This is a genomic window from Streptomyces sp. ST2-7A (assembly GCF_021390475.1).
In the GTDB taxonomy this organism is placed as follows: domain Bacteria; phylum Actinomycetota; class Actinomycetes; order Streptomycetales; family Streptomycetaceae; genus Streptomyces.
The window spans coordinates 1-17,885 of the sequence record NZ_JAJUWS010000050.1 but is presented as its reverse complement, the minus strand read 5'-3'; the positions used below and the strand labels follow the sequence as shown (position 1 = coordinate 17,885).

Below are 17,885 nucleotides of genomic sequence, written 5' to 3'. Positions count from 1 at the left end.
ACGGCTTTCCGGGCATGGCTTTCCGGCGGTGCGGCCGGTGGCCGGTGTCAGGCGCCCCGTGGAGGCATGGGGCTCGTGGGCGGCGTCGATGCGCGCCGGTCCGGCCCGCCGGGACTGGTCCCCGATGTGAGGGTGACGGCCTCTCCGGACGCCCGGGGAGGCCGTGCGGGAAGCGGCCTCCGGGCGGTCGGCGGGGCCGCTAGGCTGCCCGCATGATCGCTTTCGGCCGGAGAGCGGTCCGGGTCTACCGGGCCGCTGACCGAATAGTCGCCCGCCCCGGTGAGCCCACGTCCTTCGAGGTGTTTCTCGCACGGCGGCCGCTGATGGTGGCGCTGGGGGCGGGGGCACCGTTGTCGGTGCTGTTCGCCGCGACGGCGTTGCCCGGCGAGGAGTGGGGTGGGGTGTTCCTCGGTTCGGCGTTCGGGGTGGCCTACGGGTTGATGGCGCTGGGCGAGCGGGGGCGGCAGCGCGGGGCGGGGCACGGACCGACGGTCGGCGGGACGGGCGGTACGGCGGCCGAGGCGGGGTGAGCGGCGGGCGGTGTTCCCGGCACTGTCACCATCGCTGCCACCATCATCGCCCTCGCCGACACCGCCGCCGGTCGGCCGACCACGTCCGGGAGGGAGCGTTCGGGCCGGCGTGACCGGATCCGGCCACGGGCGCGTGGCCGGACGGGGTCGGGCCGCCGGGGTCGATGATCAGGCGCTGCCGTTGAGTCGGCCGTATCCGCCGGGGGCGGGGGAGCCCGTGTCGTACGTCTCGGTGCCGTTGCCGTCACGGTGGGGTTCCCGGGTTTCCGCGTCGACCGTGTCGCGCTCCTCCCCGCCCCCGTCGGCGTAGTCCTCGTCGTCGTCCCCGTAGCCCTCGTCCTCGTCGTCCTCGTCGTCGAGCCAGCCGCCCTCGTCGTCTGCGTCCACGGTCTCGCTGCTCCAGGACGCACGGGCCAGTTCCACGCCGGGTAGGCCGTCGACCAGCTCGATGGGATCGACGAGGTAGGCGATGGCCTCCGCCGGGTCACGGCTGACCGCCTCGCCGGCGGGGCCGCGCTCCTCGTCGGGAAGGAGTTCGTCGGCGCTGATACGGGCCAGCGCCATGCGGGTGAGGCGCTCGATATCGGCCACTTCCAGGAGCAGATCGATGCGCACCCTGACCCGGCCGATTTCCTCTGTTGTCATGGGGGTGAGGGTATGCCCGTCCCCGGTCGTGTCTTCCCCGCGACCCGCGACGCGCCGTAACATCGCCCACCACGCCCGCGAACCTCAGCACTACCCGGGAGCACCCGTGGCCGAGCACCGCCGTATGTCCGATCGCCGCCCCCTGATGACGGGCGTCGTGTCCGCGGTCGTGTTGTGCGGGGTGTGGTTGATGCCGTCGGCCCATGCCGGGCCGGACACGGGGGAGGGCACGCCCGGCATCGGCACGGTGAGCGAGTCCGTGGAGGGCCCCGGACCGTCGGCGCCACGGGCGCCCACCGACTGACAGGGGTTCGCTCCCCGTCCCTTTCCGCACGCCGATCGGTTCGCCACGCCCCCTCGGGTGCCGGATCGGAATGATCCGTTCCGCCGGATTCCTCTCTCCTGATCAACCGCTTTTCAAACGTGACATCTGTCACATCATCAACCCGATCAGGGGATCGTTTTCGGCCGGCAGAGCCCGTCCCGGCCGGCCGGTCCCCGTGCACCGCCCCGGGGTCACTCCCCCGTCGACGCCAGGGGTCCGGTGACCCCCTCCACCGCCCGGGTGAGCGCCCCCGAGCGGACGAACCCGGTCGCCGCCTCCAGTTCCGGCGCCAGGTGACGGTCGGGCCCCGGCCCCGGCGCACCCGCCGCGCGCAGCGCCTCCACCACCGCGCGGGCCGCCGGGCCCGGCCGCCGGCCCTCCGCCGCCTCCCGCAACTCCAGGGCCCGGGTCGCGGCGCACAGTTCGATCCCGATCACCCGGGCCAGCCCGTCCACGGCGGTGCGCAGCTTGCGGGCGGCCGACCAGCCCATCGAGACGTGGTCCTCCTGCATCGCCGAGGAGGGGATGGAGTCCACCGAGGCCGGCACGGCGAGCCGCTTGAGTTCGGAGACCAACCCCGCCTGGGTGTACTGGGCGATCATCAGGCCGGAGTCCACGCCGGGGTCGTCGGCGAGGAAGGCGGGCAGGCCGTGCGAGCGCCGGCGGTCCAGCAGTCGGTCGGTGCGGCGCTCGGCGATCGAGGCGAGGTCGGCGACGGAGATGGCGAGGAAGTCGAGCACGTAGCCCACGGGGGCGCCGTGGAAGTTGCCGTTGGACTCCACCCGCCCCATGCCCGCCCGGTCGGGGTTGTCCACCCGCGCGGCGTCCGGTTCGTCCAGCACGTCGAAGAGGACCACCGGGTTGTCCACGGCCGCGGCGAGTTCGCGTTCGGCGACCAGGCGGGCGTGTGCGAGGGTGTCCCGGCCGGCACCGGAGACCTGCGGCGCGCAGCGCACGGAGTAGGCGTCCTGGACGCGCGGCTCGTCGTCCTGGTGGTGGCCGAGGAGTTCGGAGCCGGCCACCACGCGGCGCATGATCCCGGCGGAGGCGGCCTGACCCGGGTGCGGCCGCAGGGCGTGCAGCGCGGGGTCCAGAACACGGTCGGTGCCCATCAGCGCCTCCAGCGTCAGGGCTGCGGTGATGTCGGCGGCGGTGTGCAGGATCTCGAGGTCCGCGCAGGCCATCAGGAGCATCCCGAGCATCCCGTCGGTGCCGTTGAGCAGCGCCAGGCCCTCCTTCTCGTGGAGTTCGAGAGGGGCGAGGCCGTGCTCGGCGAGGAGGTCGGCCGCGGGGCGGACCCGGCCGTCGGCGCCCTCGGCTTCCCCCTCACCGAGGAGGGTGAGGGCGCAGTGGGCCAGCGGGGCGAGGTCGCCGGAGCAGCCGAGCGAGCCGTACTCGTGGACGACGGGGGTGATGCCGGCGTTGAGCAGGTCGGCGAGGGCCCGGACGACGACGGGGCGGACGCCGGTGCGGCCCGAGCACAGGGTCTTCAGGCGCAGGAACATCAGCGCCCGGACCACCTCCCGCTCGACCCGGGGACCGATACCGGCGGCGTGCGAGCGGACGATGTGGTGTTGGAGCCGGACCCGCAGTTCGGGGGCGATGTGCCGGACGGCGAGGGCGCCGAAGCCGGTGGAGACTCCGTAGACGGGGTCGGGACCGGCGGCGAGTTCGTCGATGATCCGGCGGGAGGCCGCGACGGCGGTCAGGGTGCGGTCGGGGATGCGGACGGGGGCGTCGTGCCGGGCGACGGCGAGGACGTCCGCGGGCGTCGTGCCGGCCGGGTTCACCACCACGGTGTGCATGGACATATTCACGCACCCTACGGGGTGAATCGCGGCCCGTCACGTGGTGCGGCGCGCACCGCCGCCCGGGGTCCGGCCCCGCCCCGCAGCGCACGACGATCGGGGGTGCGCGGAGCGGCGGCGTCGGCCAACCGGACCACCTCGCGGCCGACGGCTCCGCGACCGGCGACCACGGGTTCGAGGAGGCCGTCGGTCTTGGCCCGGTACTGGGCGGCGTCGGCCAGGCGGAGCAGGCGGCGGGCGGTCAGCGGTGGGCCGATGGGCTCGTCGGTACCGGCGAGGCCGCAGGCGGCGCCGCCGGTGCCGCCGGTGCCGCCCGCGATCCGGCCGGCACGGGCCGCGGCGGTACCGGCGGCCGGTCGGGCCGCGGCCGGTCGGGCCGCGGCGGGTCGAGGGGGGCTGTCGCCCTCGGCACTCCCCCCCTCCATGCCGTGTTCCCCGGTGCGGGCCCCGGCGTCGCCCCCGCCGGCGGTGCCCCCGCCCGCCTCGCCGCCTCCCCCGACTCCGTCGCGTCCCGTCGTGCCTCCGGGCGGCGGCGGGGCGGGTATGCCGGCGAAGCCGGGGGCGGCGGCGCGACGGCAGATGTGCCGGGCGGCGGCGAGCAGTTCGTCGCCGCCGGTCCCGATGGTGACGACGCAGAACTCGTCGCCGCCCAGGCGGGCGGCGAGGGCGCCGGGCAGGCGGCGGGCGGTCTCCGTCAACAGGTCCGCGAAGGCCCGCAGGAGGCGGTCACCGGTGGCGTGACCGAGGGTGTCGTTGACCTGCTTGAGGCCGTTGAGGTCGAAGACCGCCAGGCAGACGACGGTGCCCTCGCGGTGGTGTTCGGCCAGGGCCTCGGCGAGGCGATCGTCGGCGAGACGCCGGTTGGCCAGGCCCGTGAGGGCGTCGGTGCGGGCGAGCCGGTGGGCCTCGTCGAGACGTTCCTGCTGGATGAGGGCGGTTCCGGCGAGGGCGGCGATGGCACGCAGGAGCTCCAGGTCGGCATCGGCGAAGGCCGGGTCGCCGGACGCGCGACGGGCGCGCAGTTCACCGCGCAGCCGGTCGGTCACGGGCAGGGGCACGGTGGCCCGGCGGGAATCGGGGCGTCGGCCGGGGGCGATGAGGCCGGCCCCGGGCGACCCGGCTATGGCCAGCGGACGCAGCGGAACCGGACGTCGCCCGGGACGCGGGCGGCGGGCGACGTCGGCGAGGAGGACCGCGACGGAATCCGCCGCCAGTGCCTCACGCGTGTGCTCGGCCACCAGGCGGGCGGCCTCGGGAAGCCCCGTGGTTCCGGCCAGTCCCTCCGCCAACCGTGTGACGGCCCGGAGCCGACGGTCCTCGTTCATGTCGCAAGGTTATGGCCGGGAAGGCGCTTTCGCGCTCCCCTTGTGCCTCTGCGCGCGCCCTGTGCGCCCCCGGGGCCGGGACGCACGACCCGGAAACCGGTCGCCTCCGGCCCGCTCCCCGGGTCATTCCCCCGGCCAGCGGGGCGAACGCTTCTCGTTGAAGGCCGCCACGCCCTCGGCCCGGTCCCCGGAGAAGGCCACCGTGCGCCACGCCGCGTCCTCGATCTCCAGCCCCGCGCGCAGGTCGGTGCCCCAGCCGGTGCGCAGGGCCCGCTTGGCGGCGCGCAGACCCACCGGGGAGTTGACCGCGATCCGGTCGGCCAGCTCCAGGGCCTCGGCCCGGGCCCGGCCGGCGGGCACCCGCAGGTCCACCAGGCCCAGCTCGCGGGCCTCCTCCGCCTCGACCCGGCGAGCGGTGAAGATCAGCTCGGCCGCCCGGGCCGCGCCCACCCGGCGGGGCAGCAGCTGGGTGCCGCCGCCGCCCGGCACGACCCCGACCGAGACCTCCGGCAGGGCGACCACGGCGGTGTCGTCGGCGACGATCAGGTCGCAGGAGAGCGCCAACTCGAAGCCGCCGCCCAGCGCCCAGCCGTGGACGGCCGCGATCGTGGGCATCGGCAGTTCCAGCACGCCGGTGTAGGCGGAGCGGGCGATCGGCCGTTGCCGGGTCAGTTCGGCGTCGCTCAGGGAGTTGCGCTCCTTGAGGTCAGCGCCGACGCAGAAGGCGCGTTCGTGGGAGGAGGACAGGACGGTCACCGACACCGAACGGTCGGCGGCCAGCGCGGCGCAGGCCGCGGCGATGTCCCGGGCGAAGGCGGTGGAGACGGCGTTCATGGCGGTGCGGCGGTCCATCACCAGCTCGGCCACCGCGCCGTGCCGGCGGATCTCCAACCACTCCCCGTGCCGGACGGGCGCGCCGACCCCGTCGCCTCCCCCTCCGAGGGCGTCCGTGCCGCTCCCGGCACCCTCGCGCGTGCTGTTCGTCCCGTCCGTCACATCCGCCTCCGGTTAACGATCGCTCACCGAACCGGGGCATCATCGCACGACGCCGGTCCGCCCCGGAGGCGGGGGCGGCCGGCGGAGGGGTGTCCGGGGGCGGACGGGGACCGGCGGGGCGGGGACGACTCGGACTCAGGAGCGGCGGGAGAGGATCCAGGGCTCGACCACGCCCAGGCCGCGCACCGGCCGCCGGTACATGGGACGCAGCCCGAAGCGGTACGGGGCGACTCCGGCGGGCCGTTCGTCCGCCTCCTTCTCCGAGTGCGGCGCGGCGCCGACCGCCGTCAGCTCCTCGCGCATCGCCTCGTCCACCAGGACGGCGTCCTTGGGCGCTATCGAGGTCAGTCGGCTGGCCAGGTTGACGGTGTTGCCGAAGACATCGCCCATGCGGGTGGTGACGGTGCCGAAGGCGATGCCGACCCGGATCTGCGGAATCTTCGGATCGTCCGCCAGGGTCTCCACCAGTTCCAGACCGATGGCGGCGGCGATGGCGGGGTCGTCCGCGGCGTAGAGCACCTCGTCGCCGAGGGTCTTGATCAGCCGACCGCCCCGGGCGGCGACCAGGTCGGCGGCGGTGGTCTCGAAGTTCTCGACCAGCTCGCCGAGTTCCTCCTCCTCCAGCCGGCGGGTCAGCCGGGTGAAGCCGACGAGGTCGGCGAAGGCCACGGCGAGGCGCCGGTCCACCATCTCCGCGTCGTCCTGGGCCTGCAACACCCGTCCGGTGGCGGCGGCCAACTGACGGCGCCAGACGTAGACCAGGAACTCCTCCAGCTCCGGCAGCAGCAGCTCGACCAGGGGGTAGGCCACGTCGGAGCGGGTCATGCCGGGCTCCGGCGGCTCGGTCAGCCCCTCCAGGAAGGAGTCGATCTGCCAGTCCGCCAGCCGGGCCGTGGTCTGACCGGTGGACCGGGCGACCTGCACCGCCATCGACTCGCTGAGCAGACCCGCCTCGACCAGACCGGCGAGCCGGCGCAGCGCCAGCACGTCGGCCTCGGTGAGCGCCTTGGCCTGCCCGACATCGGGGAAGCCCATGGCACGCCAGAAGCGGGAGGCCAGGTCCATCGGGACGTCGGCGGTGCGGGCCGCCTGGTAGGGGGTGTACTGCCGCTCGGAGCCGATGATCAGCTGCTCCAGGCGCAGGGCGATGGTGTCGTCGCCCTCCTCGGCCGCACCGTCCCCGTCGCCCCGCGGCGGGGCGTCGGACGGGGCCGTGCCGTGCTCGGGGTCCGCGTCGGTCGGGGCGGGCGTGCCGTCGGCGTCGGCCGGGGCGTCGGGGGACACCCCGGGGACCGATGGCGGTTCGGTGGGCCCGGCCGTCGACGATCCGGCTCCCGCCCCCTCGGGGAGCTCCGGCTCAGCCACGATCGCGACCCACCGTCCGCGCCGGCCGGACGGGGGTCCGGGTGGAGGTCGCTCCGCTGTGCACTGCCCCTGCCGTTCCGATCCACCGCACCCTGCGCGCGGCGTCACCGCACCACCCTACGGCAGATGTGCGGTGCGTCACGCCGGGGCCGTCCGGACGGCGGCGTGGGTCGTTCATCCCTGCCCGGCCCCCGTCGGACGGGCGCGCAGATGCACCACGTCGGCGGCGGAGACGGCCCGGCGGGTGCCGTCCCCGGTGCGGATGACCAGCCGGCCGTCCCCGTCCAGGGCGACGGCGCGGCCGATCACCTCGTCGCCGCCGGGCAGTTCGGCCCGCACCTCGCGGTCGAGGGTGGCGCAGCCCGCCGTGTACGCGCCGCTGACCCCGCTCGTCACCGGGTCGCCGCCGGCCTCCTCCCATCGGCGGAGGCGATCGGCGAGGGTGCGCAACACCGCGCGCAGCAGCGGGTCCCGGTCGGTGCCGGGCGCCCCGGCCAGGACGAGGGACCCGGCGCCGGGCACGGGCAGTTCGTCGGCGCGCAGGCTGACGTTGATACCGACGCCGAGCACGACCAGGGGCTCCCCGGCGGGGGTGGGCACGCGCTCGGCGAGGATCCCACCGGCCTTGCGCTCCTCGCCCTCCACGGTGATCAGCAGATCGTTGGGCCACTTCAGGGCGGTGTCGACGCCGGCGGCGCGGGCCAGGGCCTCGGCGGCGGCGACACCGGCGAGCAGCGGGAGCCAGCCCCAGCGCTCGCCGGGGGCCCGGGGGGAGAGCAGGACGGAGAGGAAGAGGCCGGAGCGGGCCGGGGCGTTCCAGCTGCGGCCCAGCCGACCGCGTCCACCGGTCTGCTCCTCGGCGATCAGGACGGTGCCGGGGACGGCGGTGCCGGCCCGGGCGCGTTCGACGAGGTCGGCGTTGGTGGAGCCGGTGCTCTCCAGGACCTCCAGGGCGGCCCAGGGACCGGCGGGGGCGGTGAGCGCGCGGCGCAGCGCGCCGGCGTTCAGCGGGGGGCGGTCGAGATCGGTCCAGCGCCCGTCGGCGGGTGGTGTCATGGTCAAGAGGGTAAGAGGGATCGAATGGGGTCCGTTCGTCCCCGCCCGGTGTGTCCAACGCCGCACTGTCGGAGAGCTTCCGCGACGCTAACCTACGGATCGGTAGCCACCCGAGGACGAGTAGGAGCCGCAGCCCGTGCCCGAACAGGAAATCCGGCCCGATATCCACACGACCGCGGGCAAGATCGCCGACTTCCGGCGGCGGACGGAGGAAGCCGCGCAGGCGGGCTCCGCGCGGGCGGTCGAGAAGCAGCACGCCAAGGGGAAGCTGACCGCCCGGGAACGGGTGGAACTGCTGTTGGACGAGGGTTCCTTCACCGAGTTGGACGAATTCGCCCGTCATCGTTCGACCAATTTCGGGATCGAGCGCAATCGCCCGTACGGGGATGGCGTGGTGACCGGTTACGGCACGGTGGACGGCCGTCCGGTGTGCGTGTACTCGCAGGACTTCACGGTCTTCGGCGGTTCGCTGGGCGAGGTGTACGGCGAGAAGATCGTCAAGGTGATGGACTTCGCGCTGAAGACCGGCTGTCCCGTGATCGGCATCAACGACGGCGGCGGGGCCCGGATCCAGGAGGGCGTGGCGGCACTCGGTCTGTTCGCCGAGATCTTCCGGCGCAACGTCCACGCCTCCGGGGTGGTGCCGCAGATCTCGCTGATCATGGGCCCCTGCGCGGGCGGCGCGGTCTACTCCCCCGCGATCACCGACTTCACCGTGATGGTCGATCAGACCTCGCACATGTTCATCACCGGACCGGACGTGATCAAGACGGTCACCGGGGAGGACGTGGGCTTCGAGGAACTGGGCGGCGCCCGCACCCACAACACCACCTCCGGCGTGGCGCACTACATGGCGGGCGACGAGAAGGACGCCATCGACTGGGTGAAGGCGCTGCTCTCGCACCTGCCCTCGAACAACCTCTCCGAGGCGCCCGCCTTCCCCGAGGAGGCCGACCTCGAGGTCTCCGAGGCCGACCGCGAGCTGGACACCATCATCCCGGACTCGGCCAACCAGCCCTACGACATGCACCGGGTCATCGAACTGATCCTGGACGACGGGGAGTTCCTCGAGACGCAGGCGATGTTCGCGCCCAACATCGTCACCGGCTTCGGCCGAGTGGAGGGACGGCCGGTGGGCGTGGTCGCCAACCAGCCGATGCGGTTCGCCGGCTGCCTGGACATCGACGCCTCGGAGAAGGCCGCCCGCTTCGTGCGAACCTGTGACGCCTTCAACGTCCCGGTCCTCACCTTCGTGGACGTGCCCGGCTTCCTGCCCGGCACCGATCAGGAGTACAGCGGCATCATCCGGCGCGGCGCCAAACTGATCTACGCCTACGCCGAGGCCACCGTGCCGCTGATCACCGTGATCACCCGCAAGGCGTTCGGCGGCGCCTACGACGTGATGGGCTCCAAGCACCTGGGCGCGGACCTGAACCTGGCCTGGCCCACCGCGCAGGTCGCGGTCATGGGCGCGCAGGGCGCGGTGAACATCCTGCACCGGCGCGCCCTGGCCGCCGTGGAGGACGACGCCGGGCGCGAGGAGCTGCGCGCCCGCCTCACCGCCGAGTACGAGGACGCCCTCCTCAACCCGTACGTGGCCGCCGAGCGCGGGTACGTGGACGCCGTGGTGATGCCCTCGGAGACCCGCCGGCACATCGTGCGCGGCCTGCGCACCCTGCACGCCAAGCGGGAGCAGTTGCCACCGAAGAAGCACGGGAACATCCCGCTGTGAGCGGCCGGCCGGCCGCCCCGGGCACCCCGGGCACCCCGGGCACCCCGTGGGGAACACCGGGGCGGTGGGGAGCGGGCGGAGCCGCCCGCTCCCCCGTCCCGCCCCCCGGGGTGGTCCGGATCCACGCTCCCCCTTCCGTCCGTTTCCCCGTTTCTTTCCCCGCCCGTTCCATCAGCACCGGAGGTACACCGTGATCCGTGTCCTGCGAGGCGACCCCACCCCCGAGGAACTGGCCGCCGCCCTGGCGGTGGTGCGGGCACGCGCCGCCGCCGCCTCCGCCGCCACCGGGACCGGAGAGGGCGCGGGAGGGCCCACGCCGTGGTCCGACCCCGCGCGGACGGTGCCCGGCCGGTTGCCGGCCCCGGGCCCGGACACCTGGCGCACCAGCTTCTGGCCGGCCTGACCCGGCGTCGGCACCCGTCGGGCCCGGGCAGCGCCCCGACCCGCGGGCCCGACCGGAATCTGAGTACCCGTACTCAGGCCGCCGCCCCCTCGGCCCGGGCAGCATCGGAACCATGCTCTGGTCCGACCTGCGCGAGCCCTCGCCGGAGGAGGAGGCGGGGGCGGTCCGCGCCATGCTGCGCCGGGCCGGGTGGGTGATCGCCGTCGCCATGGTGCTCGCCATCCTGTTGGCCCTCGGCTCCCGCTGATCCCTTTCCACGCCCGCCGCCCGCCGGCCACCGTCTTCGGTGGCCCTCCTCGCGCTGAGCAAGCGCTTTCTCACGCTCCGATCACCTGCGCCTTCACCGCCGGCGCACCCTTCCCCCATCGAACGCCCCCATCGATCCCCTGCTGAACGACCCGTTCCGGACCGTAGGTTGCGGATCACGCGTGGGGGGACGCACGGGGCCTCCCCCCACCTCGGGGACCGTCCGGTCCCGCGTCACGAGGGGAAGAGTCCGTTGCACGACGCGCACCATCCGCGCCCGATACCACCACCGTCCGTACCGGGGCGTCGCCGCTCCCGCGCCGGCCGCCTCGGCCTTCTGGCCACGGTGCTCGCCGGCGCCCTGACCGGCACGCTGCTCGGCGGCCCCGCCTCCGCCGCGCCGCCCGACGGGCCGCCCGGGACCGGCACGTTCGCCGGTGACCCGGCGACGCCCGACATTCTGACCCTGATCACCGGCGATCGCGTGCTGGTGAATCCGGACGGCTCCGTCTCCGGGGTCCTCCCCGCCGAGGGCCGGGAGGACATCCCGGTCCGGGTCCTGCGGGGCGAGGGCGGCACCCTGGTGCTGCCGCACGACGTCACCGAGGCCGTGGCCGACGGCACCCTGGACCAACGCCTCTTCAACACCGCCGAGTTGTCCCGACCCGAGTACGACGGAATCGACGGCCTGCCGATCATCGTCCGCTACGAGGAGGACGGCCCTCTCGCGGAGGAGGCCCGGGAGTCCCTGCACGCCGAGGTGGGGACCGACGCCCGGGTGGAACTCGACACCATCGACGCCGAGGCCCTGACCCTCACCGAGGAGGACACGACCCCGGCCTGGGAGGCGCTGACCGTCGAGGCCGGCGGCAACGCACGGGACGCCTCCCGACACGACGGCGACCTCTTCGACGGCACCTCCCTCGCCCCGGGCGTGCGCGCCGTCACGCTGGACGGCATCGTGGAGGCGACCCTCGACGGTGGCACCGCGCAGATCGGGGTCCCGGCCGCCCGGGAACTCGGGCTGGACGGCCAGGGCCTCACCATCGCCATCGTGGACACCGGCATCGACGCCTCCCACCCCGACCTCGCCGACCGCGTCGTCGAGCAGATCAACTTCTCCGGCGCCCCGGACATCGGCGACGTGGCCGGCCACGGCACGCACGTCGGCTCCATCGCCGCCGGTACCGGAGCCGCCTCCGACGGGCTGTACACCGGGGTCGCCCCCGGCGCCGACCTGCTCGACGTCAAGGTGCTGGACAACATGGGCGGCGGCCTGGAGTCCGACGTCATCGCGGGCATGGAGTGGGCGGTCGAACAGGGCGCCGACATCGTCAACATGAGCCTCGGCTACTTCGTGACGGACGCGGTGCACCCCGTGGAGGAGGCCCTGGAGCGGCTCTCGGCGGAGAGCGACACCCTGTTCGTCGTCGCCGCCGGCAACGAGGGTCCGTTCACCTCCTCCCTGCGCGCCCCCGGTACGGCCGAGGCGGCGCTCACCGTCGGCGCGCTGGAACGCGACGACACCGTCGCGGACTTCTCCTCCTCCGGTCCCCGTTTCCGGGACGGTGCGCCGAAACCGGACCTCACCGCGCCGGGTGTGGAGATCATGGCCGCGGAGGTCGGTACCGGCGGCTACTTCCCGGGATCGGGCACCTCCATGGCCGCCCCGCACGTCGCCGGCGCCGCCGCCCTGTTGGCGCAGGCCCGCCCCGAACTGACCGCCGAGGAGCTCAAGGCGGTGCTCGTCGGCTCCGCCGTCGGGCTCGACGCCCCTGTCCACCGACAGGGCAGCGGGCGCGTCGATGTCCCGCGCGCCCTGGCCGCCGACGTGATCTCCGAACCCACCTCCCTGGGCTTCGGCCTGGTGCCGTGGGAGAGCGGGGAGATCTCCCCGGTCACCCGCGAACTGACCTACCGCAACCTCGGCACGGAGGACGTCACCCTGGCGCTCTCCCTCGAGACCATGGCCCCCGACGACTCTCCCGCCCCGGAGGGCATGTTCACCCTCGACTCCGGTGAGGTGACCGTGCCCGCCGGCGGAACGGCGACCGTCGACGTGACCGCCGACCCCGGGCTCGGCGAGGAGGGCGCGGGCGTGTACGGCGCGTTCGTGACCGCCGGCGACGGGGAGCGGGAGGTCCGCACGGCCGGCAGCCTGTACATGGAGCCCCGGATGGTGGACGTGCGGGTCGAGCACCTGGACCGGGCCGGGGAGCCCACCGAGGGCTGGGGGACGATCGCGTTCAATCCGATGACCTCGGAGATGCGTTTCCTCGAACCGAACCCGGCGGAGGAACCGCACGTGGGTGGGATCCGTCTGCCCGAAGGACTCTGGCTCGTCGAGACCATGGTGGGGGAGACCGGGGACGACACGATCGATTGGATGCTGCACCCCTGGCTGGAACTGGACGGGAAGACCGAGGACGTCCGACTGGTCCACTCCGCGGCCGATACCCGACCGGTGCGGATGACCGTGCACGACCGTCGGGCCGAGCACCTGGAACTCGGCATCGGTCTGCGGGCCGAGTCGGAGGACCGTCTGATCGAGGAGAGTGCCTATTTCCCGGGCGGGATCACGGTCCGTACCGCCCAGACCGGGGAGACACCCGCGCACGTCGAGGTTCTCGGTTCGGCGTGGTCACTGTGGGGAACGCCGGACGGGGCCCGCGAGTACCAGTCCGTGATCATGCACCCCGGTGGGCTGCCGAGCGGGGTGACCCAGCACAGCACCCGGCGGGACTTCGCCCTGATCACCACCCGGGTGGGGAGCTGGGCCCCGGACCGGGAAGGCCTCCTCACCACCTCGCCCGACGGGCTCGGCTTCGGTTCCCTGAGCTTTCCGGATCTCCCGACGGAGGTCGAGGTCCACATTCGCCCCGAGGGCCTCTCCTGGTCCCAGGTCGCCTTCCAGATCAACTCCTCGTGGGACTTCGAGAGTTTTCACCTGGCGGTACACCCCGACCTGCGGCCCGGCTCCTCGCGCACGGAGACCTTCAACGTCGGGGTCTTCGGTCCGGCTCCGGACCTCGGGAAATTCATCCGGACCGGCGACACGATCGAGGGAGGGATGATTCCCCTCGTGGACGGGGCGGGCCATGAGGGCTTCAACCTGTACGACCACGGTGAGACGGTGCTGTACCGGAACGGCGAGGAGGTGGCCCGGGTACCCGAGGCGCCCGATTACGTGTCCCTCGACGTGCCCGCCGGGGAGGGCGACTACCGCCTGGAGACGGTGACGGACCGCACCGACACCGCCGCCCCGGTCTCCACCCGGGTGGAGACGGCGCACACCTTCCGTTCGGCCGCCCCGCCGGAGGGCGAGGAGGCGGAGTTGCCGATCTCCGCGGTCCGCTACCAGCCGAAGCTCGCCCTGGACAGCACCACCAAGGCCGGGAAGAAGACCCGCGTCCCCCTGACCGTCGTCGGCGCCGCCGCCGGAAAGAACACCGAGACCCTGCGGATCGAGGTCTCCCTCGACGGCGGGAAGACCTGGAAGCCCGCCAAGGTCACCGGCAAGGCCACCGACAAGCACGACAAGCGCTCCTTCACCGTCCACAACCCCGCCGCCGGAGGCAGCGTCTCCCTGCGCGCCCACCTCACCGACACCGACGGCAACACCACCGAACAAACCATCATCGACGCCTGGCGCACCCGCTGATCCCGAACGGGTTCGGCACCCGGGGGCCGGTGAGCGTTCCACTCACCGGCCCCCGGGCCCTTCACATCCGTGAAGATCCGAATCAACTCGTCGTGAATTCCGGCGACTTCACCACCAGCGCACCTTTCCCCCACCGAAAACCCCCCGATACCCCCTGCTGAATGCCCCGTTCCGCTGCGTAGGTTTCTGACCACGCGTGGGGGGACGCACGGGGCTTCCCCCCGCTTCGGGACCGACAGGTCCCGTGTCACAAGGGGGTACGTTGCCCGATTCGCACGCCTCACACGACCCGCATCCGATACCGCGGCCGACCCGTTCCGGGCGCCGCCGACCGGGCCCGGCGCGATCCGCCGCCGCCCTCCTCGCCGCCGCTCTGGCCGGCACGCTGCTCGGCGGCCCGGCCTTCGCCGCACCGCCCGACGGGCCGACCGGCCCGGTTCCACCGGCCGGTGACACGGCCCCGGCGGGGACGCCCCGGATGGTCACCCTGATCACCGGCGACCGCGTCGTGGTCGGCCCGGACGGGCGGGCCACCGGCCTGATCCCCGCCGAGGGCCGGAGGGACATCCCGATCCGCACGGTGCCGAGTGAGAACGGCACCCTGGTGCTGCCGCTCGACATCGCCGGCGCCGTCGCCGACGGCACCCTGGACCGGCGCCTGTTCGACACCGCCGAACTGACCCGGCCCGAGTACGACGCGATCGACGGCCTGCCCGTCATCGTCCTCTACGAGGAGGACGCCGAGGGCGGCGCGGAGGCCCGCGAGGCGGTCGGGGCCGAGGTGGACGCCGACGCGCGCACCGAATTCGACACCATCGACGCCGAGGCCCTGACTCTCGTCGAGGAGACCGTTCCCCCGGTGTGGGAGGCGCTGACCGTCGAGGCGGGCGACGAGACCGTCGGGGCGGAACTGGCCCCCGGCGTGCGCGCCGTGGCACTGGACGGCGTGCGGGAGGCCCTGCTGGACCGCGGCACCGAACAGATCGGTGTCCCGGCGGCCCGTGAGCTGGGGCTGGACGGCGAGGGCGTCACCATAGCGGTCCTGGACACCGGTGTGGACACCTCCCACCCGGATCTCGCCGACCGTGTGGTCGAGCAGGTCAACTTCTCCGACGCCCCGGAGGTCGGCGACCTCTTCGGCCACGGCACGCACGTGGCCTCGATCGCCGCCGGCACCGGCGCCAAGTCCGACGGACGCTTCACCGGCGTCGCCCCCGGCGCCGACCTGCTCGACGTCAAGGTGTTGGACGACGACGGTTGGGGCTTCGACTCCGAGATCATCGAGGGCATGGAGTGGGCGGTCGAGCGGGGCGCCGACATCGTCAACATGAGCCTCGGCGGCTACGCGGGCATGACGATCGACCCGCTGGAGGAGGCTGTCAACCGTCTCTCGGCCGAGAGCGACAGCCTCTTCGTGATCGCCGCCGGTAACGAGGGCACCGGTCGGGGAAGGCTGGGTTCCCCCGGTACCGCCGACGCCGCGCTCACCGTGGGCGCGGTGGACCGTGACGACACCGTCGCCGACTTCTCCTCCTCCGGCCCCCGGCTGCGGGACGGCGCGCTCAAGCCGGACGTGACCGCCCCCGGTGTGGACATCGCCGCCGCCGCGGCGTCGGGCAGCCTGCTGGAGCAGTGGGAGGAGGCCGTGGAGGAGGGCTACCTCGCGATCTCCGGGACCTCGATGGCCACCCCGCACGTCGCCGGCGCCGCCGCCCTGTTGGCGCAGGCCCGGCCGGAACTGACCGCCGAGGAGATCAAGGCGGTGCTGATGGGCTCCGCCGTCGGCCTGGCGGACACCCCCGCCCACCGCCAGGGCAGCGGGCGGATCGACATCGAGCGGGCGCTGGCCACCGAGGTGATCGTCGAGTCCGGGTCGGTGAGTTTCGGCACGGCGGTCTGGCCGCACGAGGAGGCGGAGCCGATCAGCCGGGAGGTGGTCTACCGCAACCTCGGCGGGGAGGACGTCACCCTGGAGCCGGCCACCGAGGCGATCGGCCCGGAGGGCGGGCCGGCGCCGGAGGGGATGTTCTCGCTCTCCGAGGAGACGATCACCGTCCCGGCCGGCGGCACCGCCGCGGTCGAGGTGACCGCCGACCCCCGCGTCGAAGCGGGTGGTGTCGGGGTGTACAGCCTGTTCCTCACCGCCTCCGGTGACGGGCAGGAGGTGCGGACCGCCGGGATGGTGTACCGCGAGCCGCGCCTGTACGACCTGCGGGTGGACCACCGTTCCTCCGACGGGGAGCCCACGCCCCTGTGGGACACGATCGCGGTCGACCCGTTCACCTTCGAGATGGAGTTCCTCTTCCCCGACCCGGAGAGCACCGACGGCAGCGTCGGTGTCGCCCGGGTGCCCGAGGGCGAGTGGCTGGTGGACACCTTCATGTTCCCCGAGCTCGACGAGAACGGGGAGCCGGTGGACGACGGGGAGACCCCGGAGTTCTCCTGGCTGCTGCACCCGGCCCTGGAGATGAACGAGGAGACCGAGGGAAGCGTGCTGACGCACTCGGCCGCCGACGCCTCCCCGGTGAACCTGACGGTCCACGACCGCCGTGCGGTGGGGGAACTCCTCGACGCCGCGCTGGAGCTGCGCGTCCAGCGGGATGAGGACGGGGAGTCGTGGGAGGACGTGCACTCGTGGGGCGCGCTCTTCCCGCTGGACGGTTTCTCGGTCCGGCTGGGGCAGACCGGCGAGGTCGGCGACGGCGTCGAGGCCGCCGGCACGGTGGGGGCCCACTGGATCCGGCCGTCCCTGGACACCGAGTACCAGGTGTTCCTGCGCGAGGAGGGCCGGCTGCCCACCGATCTGACCCGGCACTTCGGCCGTCGGGACTTCGCCCGGATCACCACTCGCGTGGGCTCTCCCGCTCCGGGGCGGGAGGGGGCGCTGAGCACGCTGCCCGAGGGCTTCACCTTCGGTCTCGGTTGGTTCCGCGAGCTGCCCACCACGGTCGAGGTGAATGTCGCCGGGGACGCGGAGAAGTGGATGCAGGAGGTCTGGGAGTGGGACGAGGAGGACGACTGGTCCTTCTACGCCACCCCGTACCGGTCGCGTCCCGCCGGGAGCAAGCACAGCGAGACGCTTCAGGTGGGCGTCTTCGGACCCAACCCGGCGGCCGGTGGCCTCCTGCGGGACGGTGACCTCATCTTCGGGGGGCTCGCTCCGCTGGCCGACGGTCGGGGCAACGACGGATTCACCTCCTTCGATGCGGCCCGCACCACCCTGTACCGGAACGGCGAGGTGTTGATCGACGAGGAGGAACCGGCCGATTACCTGTTCCTGGAGGTGCCCGCGGAGGCGGCCGACTACCGGCTGGAGACCTCGTTGAGCCGCGCGGACACCCCTTACGGAGCGGTGAGTTCGCGAGTGGAGACGGCGCACACCTTCCGTTCGGCCGCCCCGCCGGAGGGCGAGGAGACGGAGTTGCCGATCTCCGCGGTCCGCTACCAGCCGAAGCTCGCCCTGGACAGCACCGCCAAGGCCGGGAAGAAGACCCGCGTCCCCCTGACCGTCGTCGGCGCCGCCGCCGGGAAGAACGCCAAGTCCCTGCGCGTGGAGGTCTCCCTCGACGGCGGGAAGACCTGGAAGACCGTCAAGGTCACCGGCAAGGCCACCGACAAGCACGACAAGCGCTCCTTCACCGTCCACAACCCCGCCGCCGGGGGCTCCGTCTCCCTGCGCGCCCACCTCACCGACACCGACGGCAACACCACCGAACAAACCATCATCGACGCCTGGCGCACCCGCTGATCCCGAACGGGTTCGGCACCCGGGGGCCGGTGAGCGTTCCGCTCA

At 73.6% G+C, this 17,885-nt stretch carries 12 protein-coding genes; 6 read left to right on the top strand and 6 right to left on the bottom strand.

What is annotated here, in order from left to right; translation table 11 throughout:
- The first annotated feature begins 212 nt into the window (after positions 1-212).
- Positions 213-530, top strand: a complete 318-nt coding sequence (locus LZF96_RS23255) for a hypothetical protein (protein ID WP_233876241.1) — start codon at positions 213-215, stop codon at positions 528-530.
- Between the two features lie 168 nt (positions 531-698).
- On the opposite strand, the gene LZF96_RS23250 is transcribed toward LZF96_RS23255, so the two are convergent.
- From LZF96_RS23250 to LZF96_RS23225, 6 genes are all read right to left on the bottom strand, one after another.
- The gene (locus LZF96_RS23250) at positions 699-1,175 is read right to left on the bottom strand and encodes a hypothetical protein (protein ID WP_267941280.1); all 477 of its coding nucleotides are present in this window, start codon (positions 1,173-1,175) and stop codon (positions 699-701) included.
- Positions 1,176-1,691: 516 nt separating this feature from the next.
- Complete coding sequence (hutH, locus tag LZF96_RS23245; protein ID WP_233876287.1) at positions 1,692-3,305, bottom strand: histidine ammonia-lyase; 1,614 nt, start codon at positions 3,303-3,305, stop codon at positions 1,692-1,694.
- 17 nt (positions 3,306-3,322) lie between these two features.
- A complete protein-coding gene (locus tag LZF96_RS23240) occupies positions 3,323-4,633 on the bottom strand; it encodes a diguanylate cyclase (protein WP_233876239.1) in 1,311 nt (436 codons plus the stop codon).
- 123 nt (positions 4,634-4,756) lie between these two features.
- On the bottom strand, positions 4,757-5,524 hold the full coding sequence (locus tag LZF96_RS23235; protein WP_233876285.1) for an enoyl-CoA hydratase-related protein: 768 nt from the start codon (positions 5,522-5,524) through the stop codon (positions 4,757-4,759).
- Between the two features lie 240 nt (positions 5,525-5,764).
- Positions 5,765-6,778, bottom strand: coding sequence for an adenylate/guanylate cyclase domain-containing protein (locus LZF96_RS23230; RefSeq protein WP_374203313.1), 1,014 nt, complete (start codon positions 6,776-6,778; stop codon positions 5,765-5,767).
- Positions 6,779-7,168: 390 nt separating this feature from the next.
- Positions 7,169-8,050, bottom strand: coding sequence for a biotin--[acetyl-CoA-carboxylase] ligase (locus tag LZF96_RS23225; protein WP_233876234.1), 882 nt, complete (start codon positions 8,048-8,050; stop codon positions 7,169-7,171).
- Positions 8,051-8,186: 136 nt separating this feature from the next.
- On the opposite strand from LZF96_RS23225, the gene LZF96_RS23220 reads away from it, so the two are divergent.
- The 5 genes from LZF96_RS23220 (at position 8,187) to LZF96_RS23205 (ending at position 17,840) form a co-directional block, all read left to right on the top strand.
- The gene (locus tag LZF96_RS23220; RefSeq protein ID WP_233876232.1) at positions 8,187-9,782 is read left to right on the top strand and encodes an acyl-CoA carboxylase subunit beta; all 1,596 of its coding nucleotides are present in this window, start codon (positions 8,187-8,189) and stop codon (positions 9,780-9,782) included.
- Between the two features lie 190 nt (positions 9,783-9,972).
- The gene (locus LZF96_RS23215) at positions 9,973-10,185 is read left to right on the top strand and encodes an acyl-CoA carboxylase epsilon subunit (protein ID WP_233876230.1); all 213 of its coding nucleotides are present in this window, start codon (positions 9,973-9,975) and stop codon (positions 10,183-10,185) included.
- Positions 10,186-10,297: 112 nt separating this feature from the next.
- Positions 10,298-10,432, top strand: a complete 135-nt coding sequence (gene mmpB / locus LZF96_RS26770) for a morphogenic membrane protein MmpB (RefSeq protein ID WP_267941279.1) — start codon at positions 10,298-10,300, stop codon at positions 10,430-10,432.
- 252 nt (positions 10,433-10,684) lie between these two features.
- Positions 10,685-14,092, top strand: coding sequence for a S8 family serine peptidase (locus LZF96_RS23210; RefSeq protein ID WP_233876228.1), 3,408 nt, complete (start codon positions 10,685-10,687; stop codon positions 14,090-14,092).
- Positions 14,093-14,570: 478 nt separating this feature from the next.
- Positions 14,571-17,840 (top strand): S8 family serine peptidase, encoded by a 3,270-nt coding sequence (locus tag LZF96_RS23205; protein ID WP_233876226.1) that lies wholly within the window; start codon positions 14,571-14,573, stop codon positions 17,838-17,840.
- Positions 17,841-17,885 lie beyond the last annotated feature (45 nt).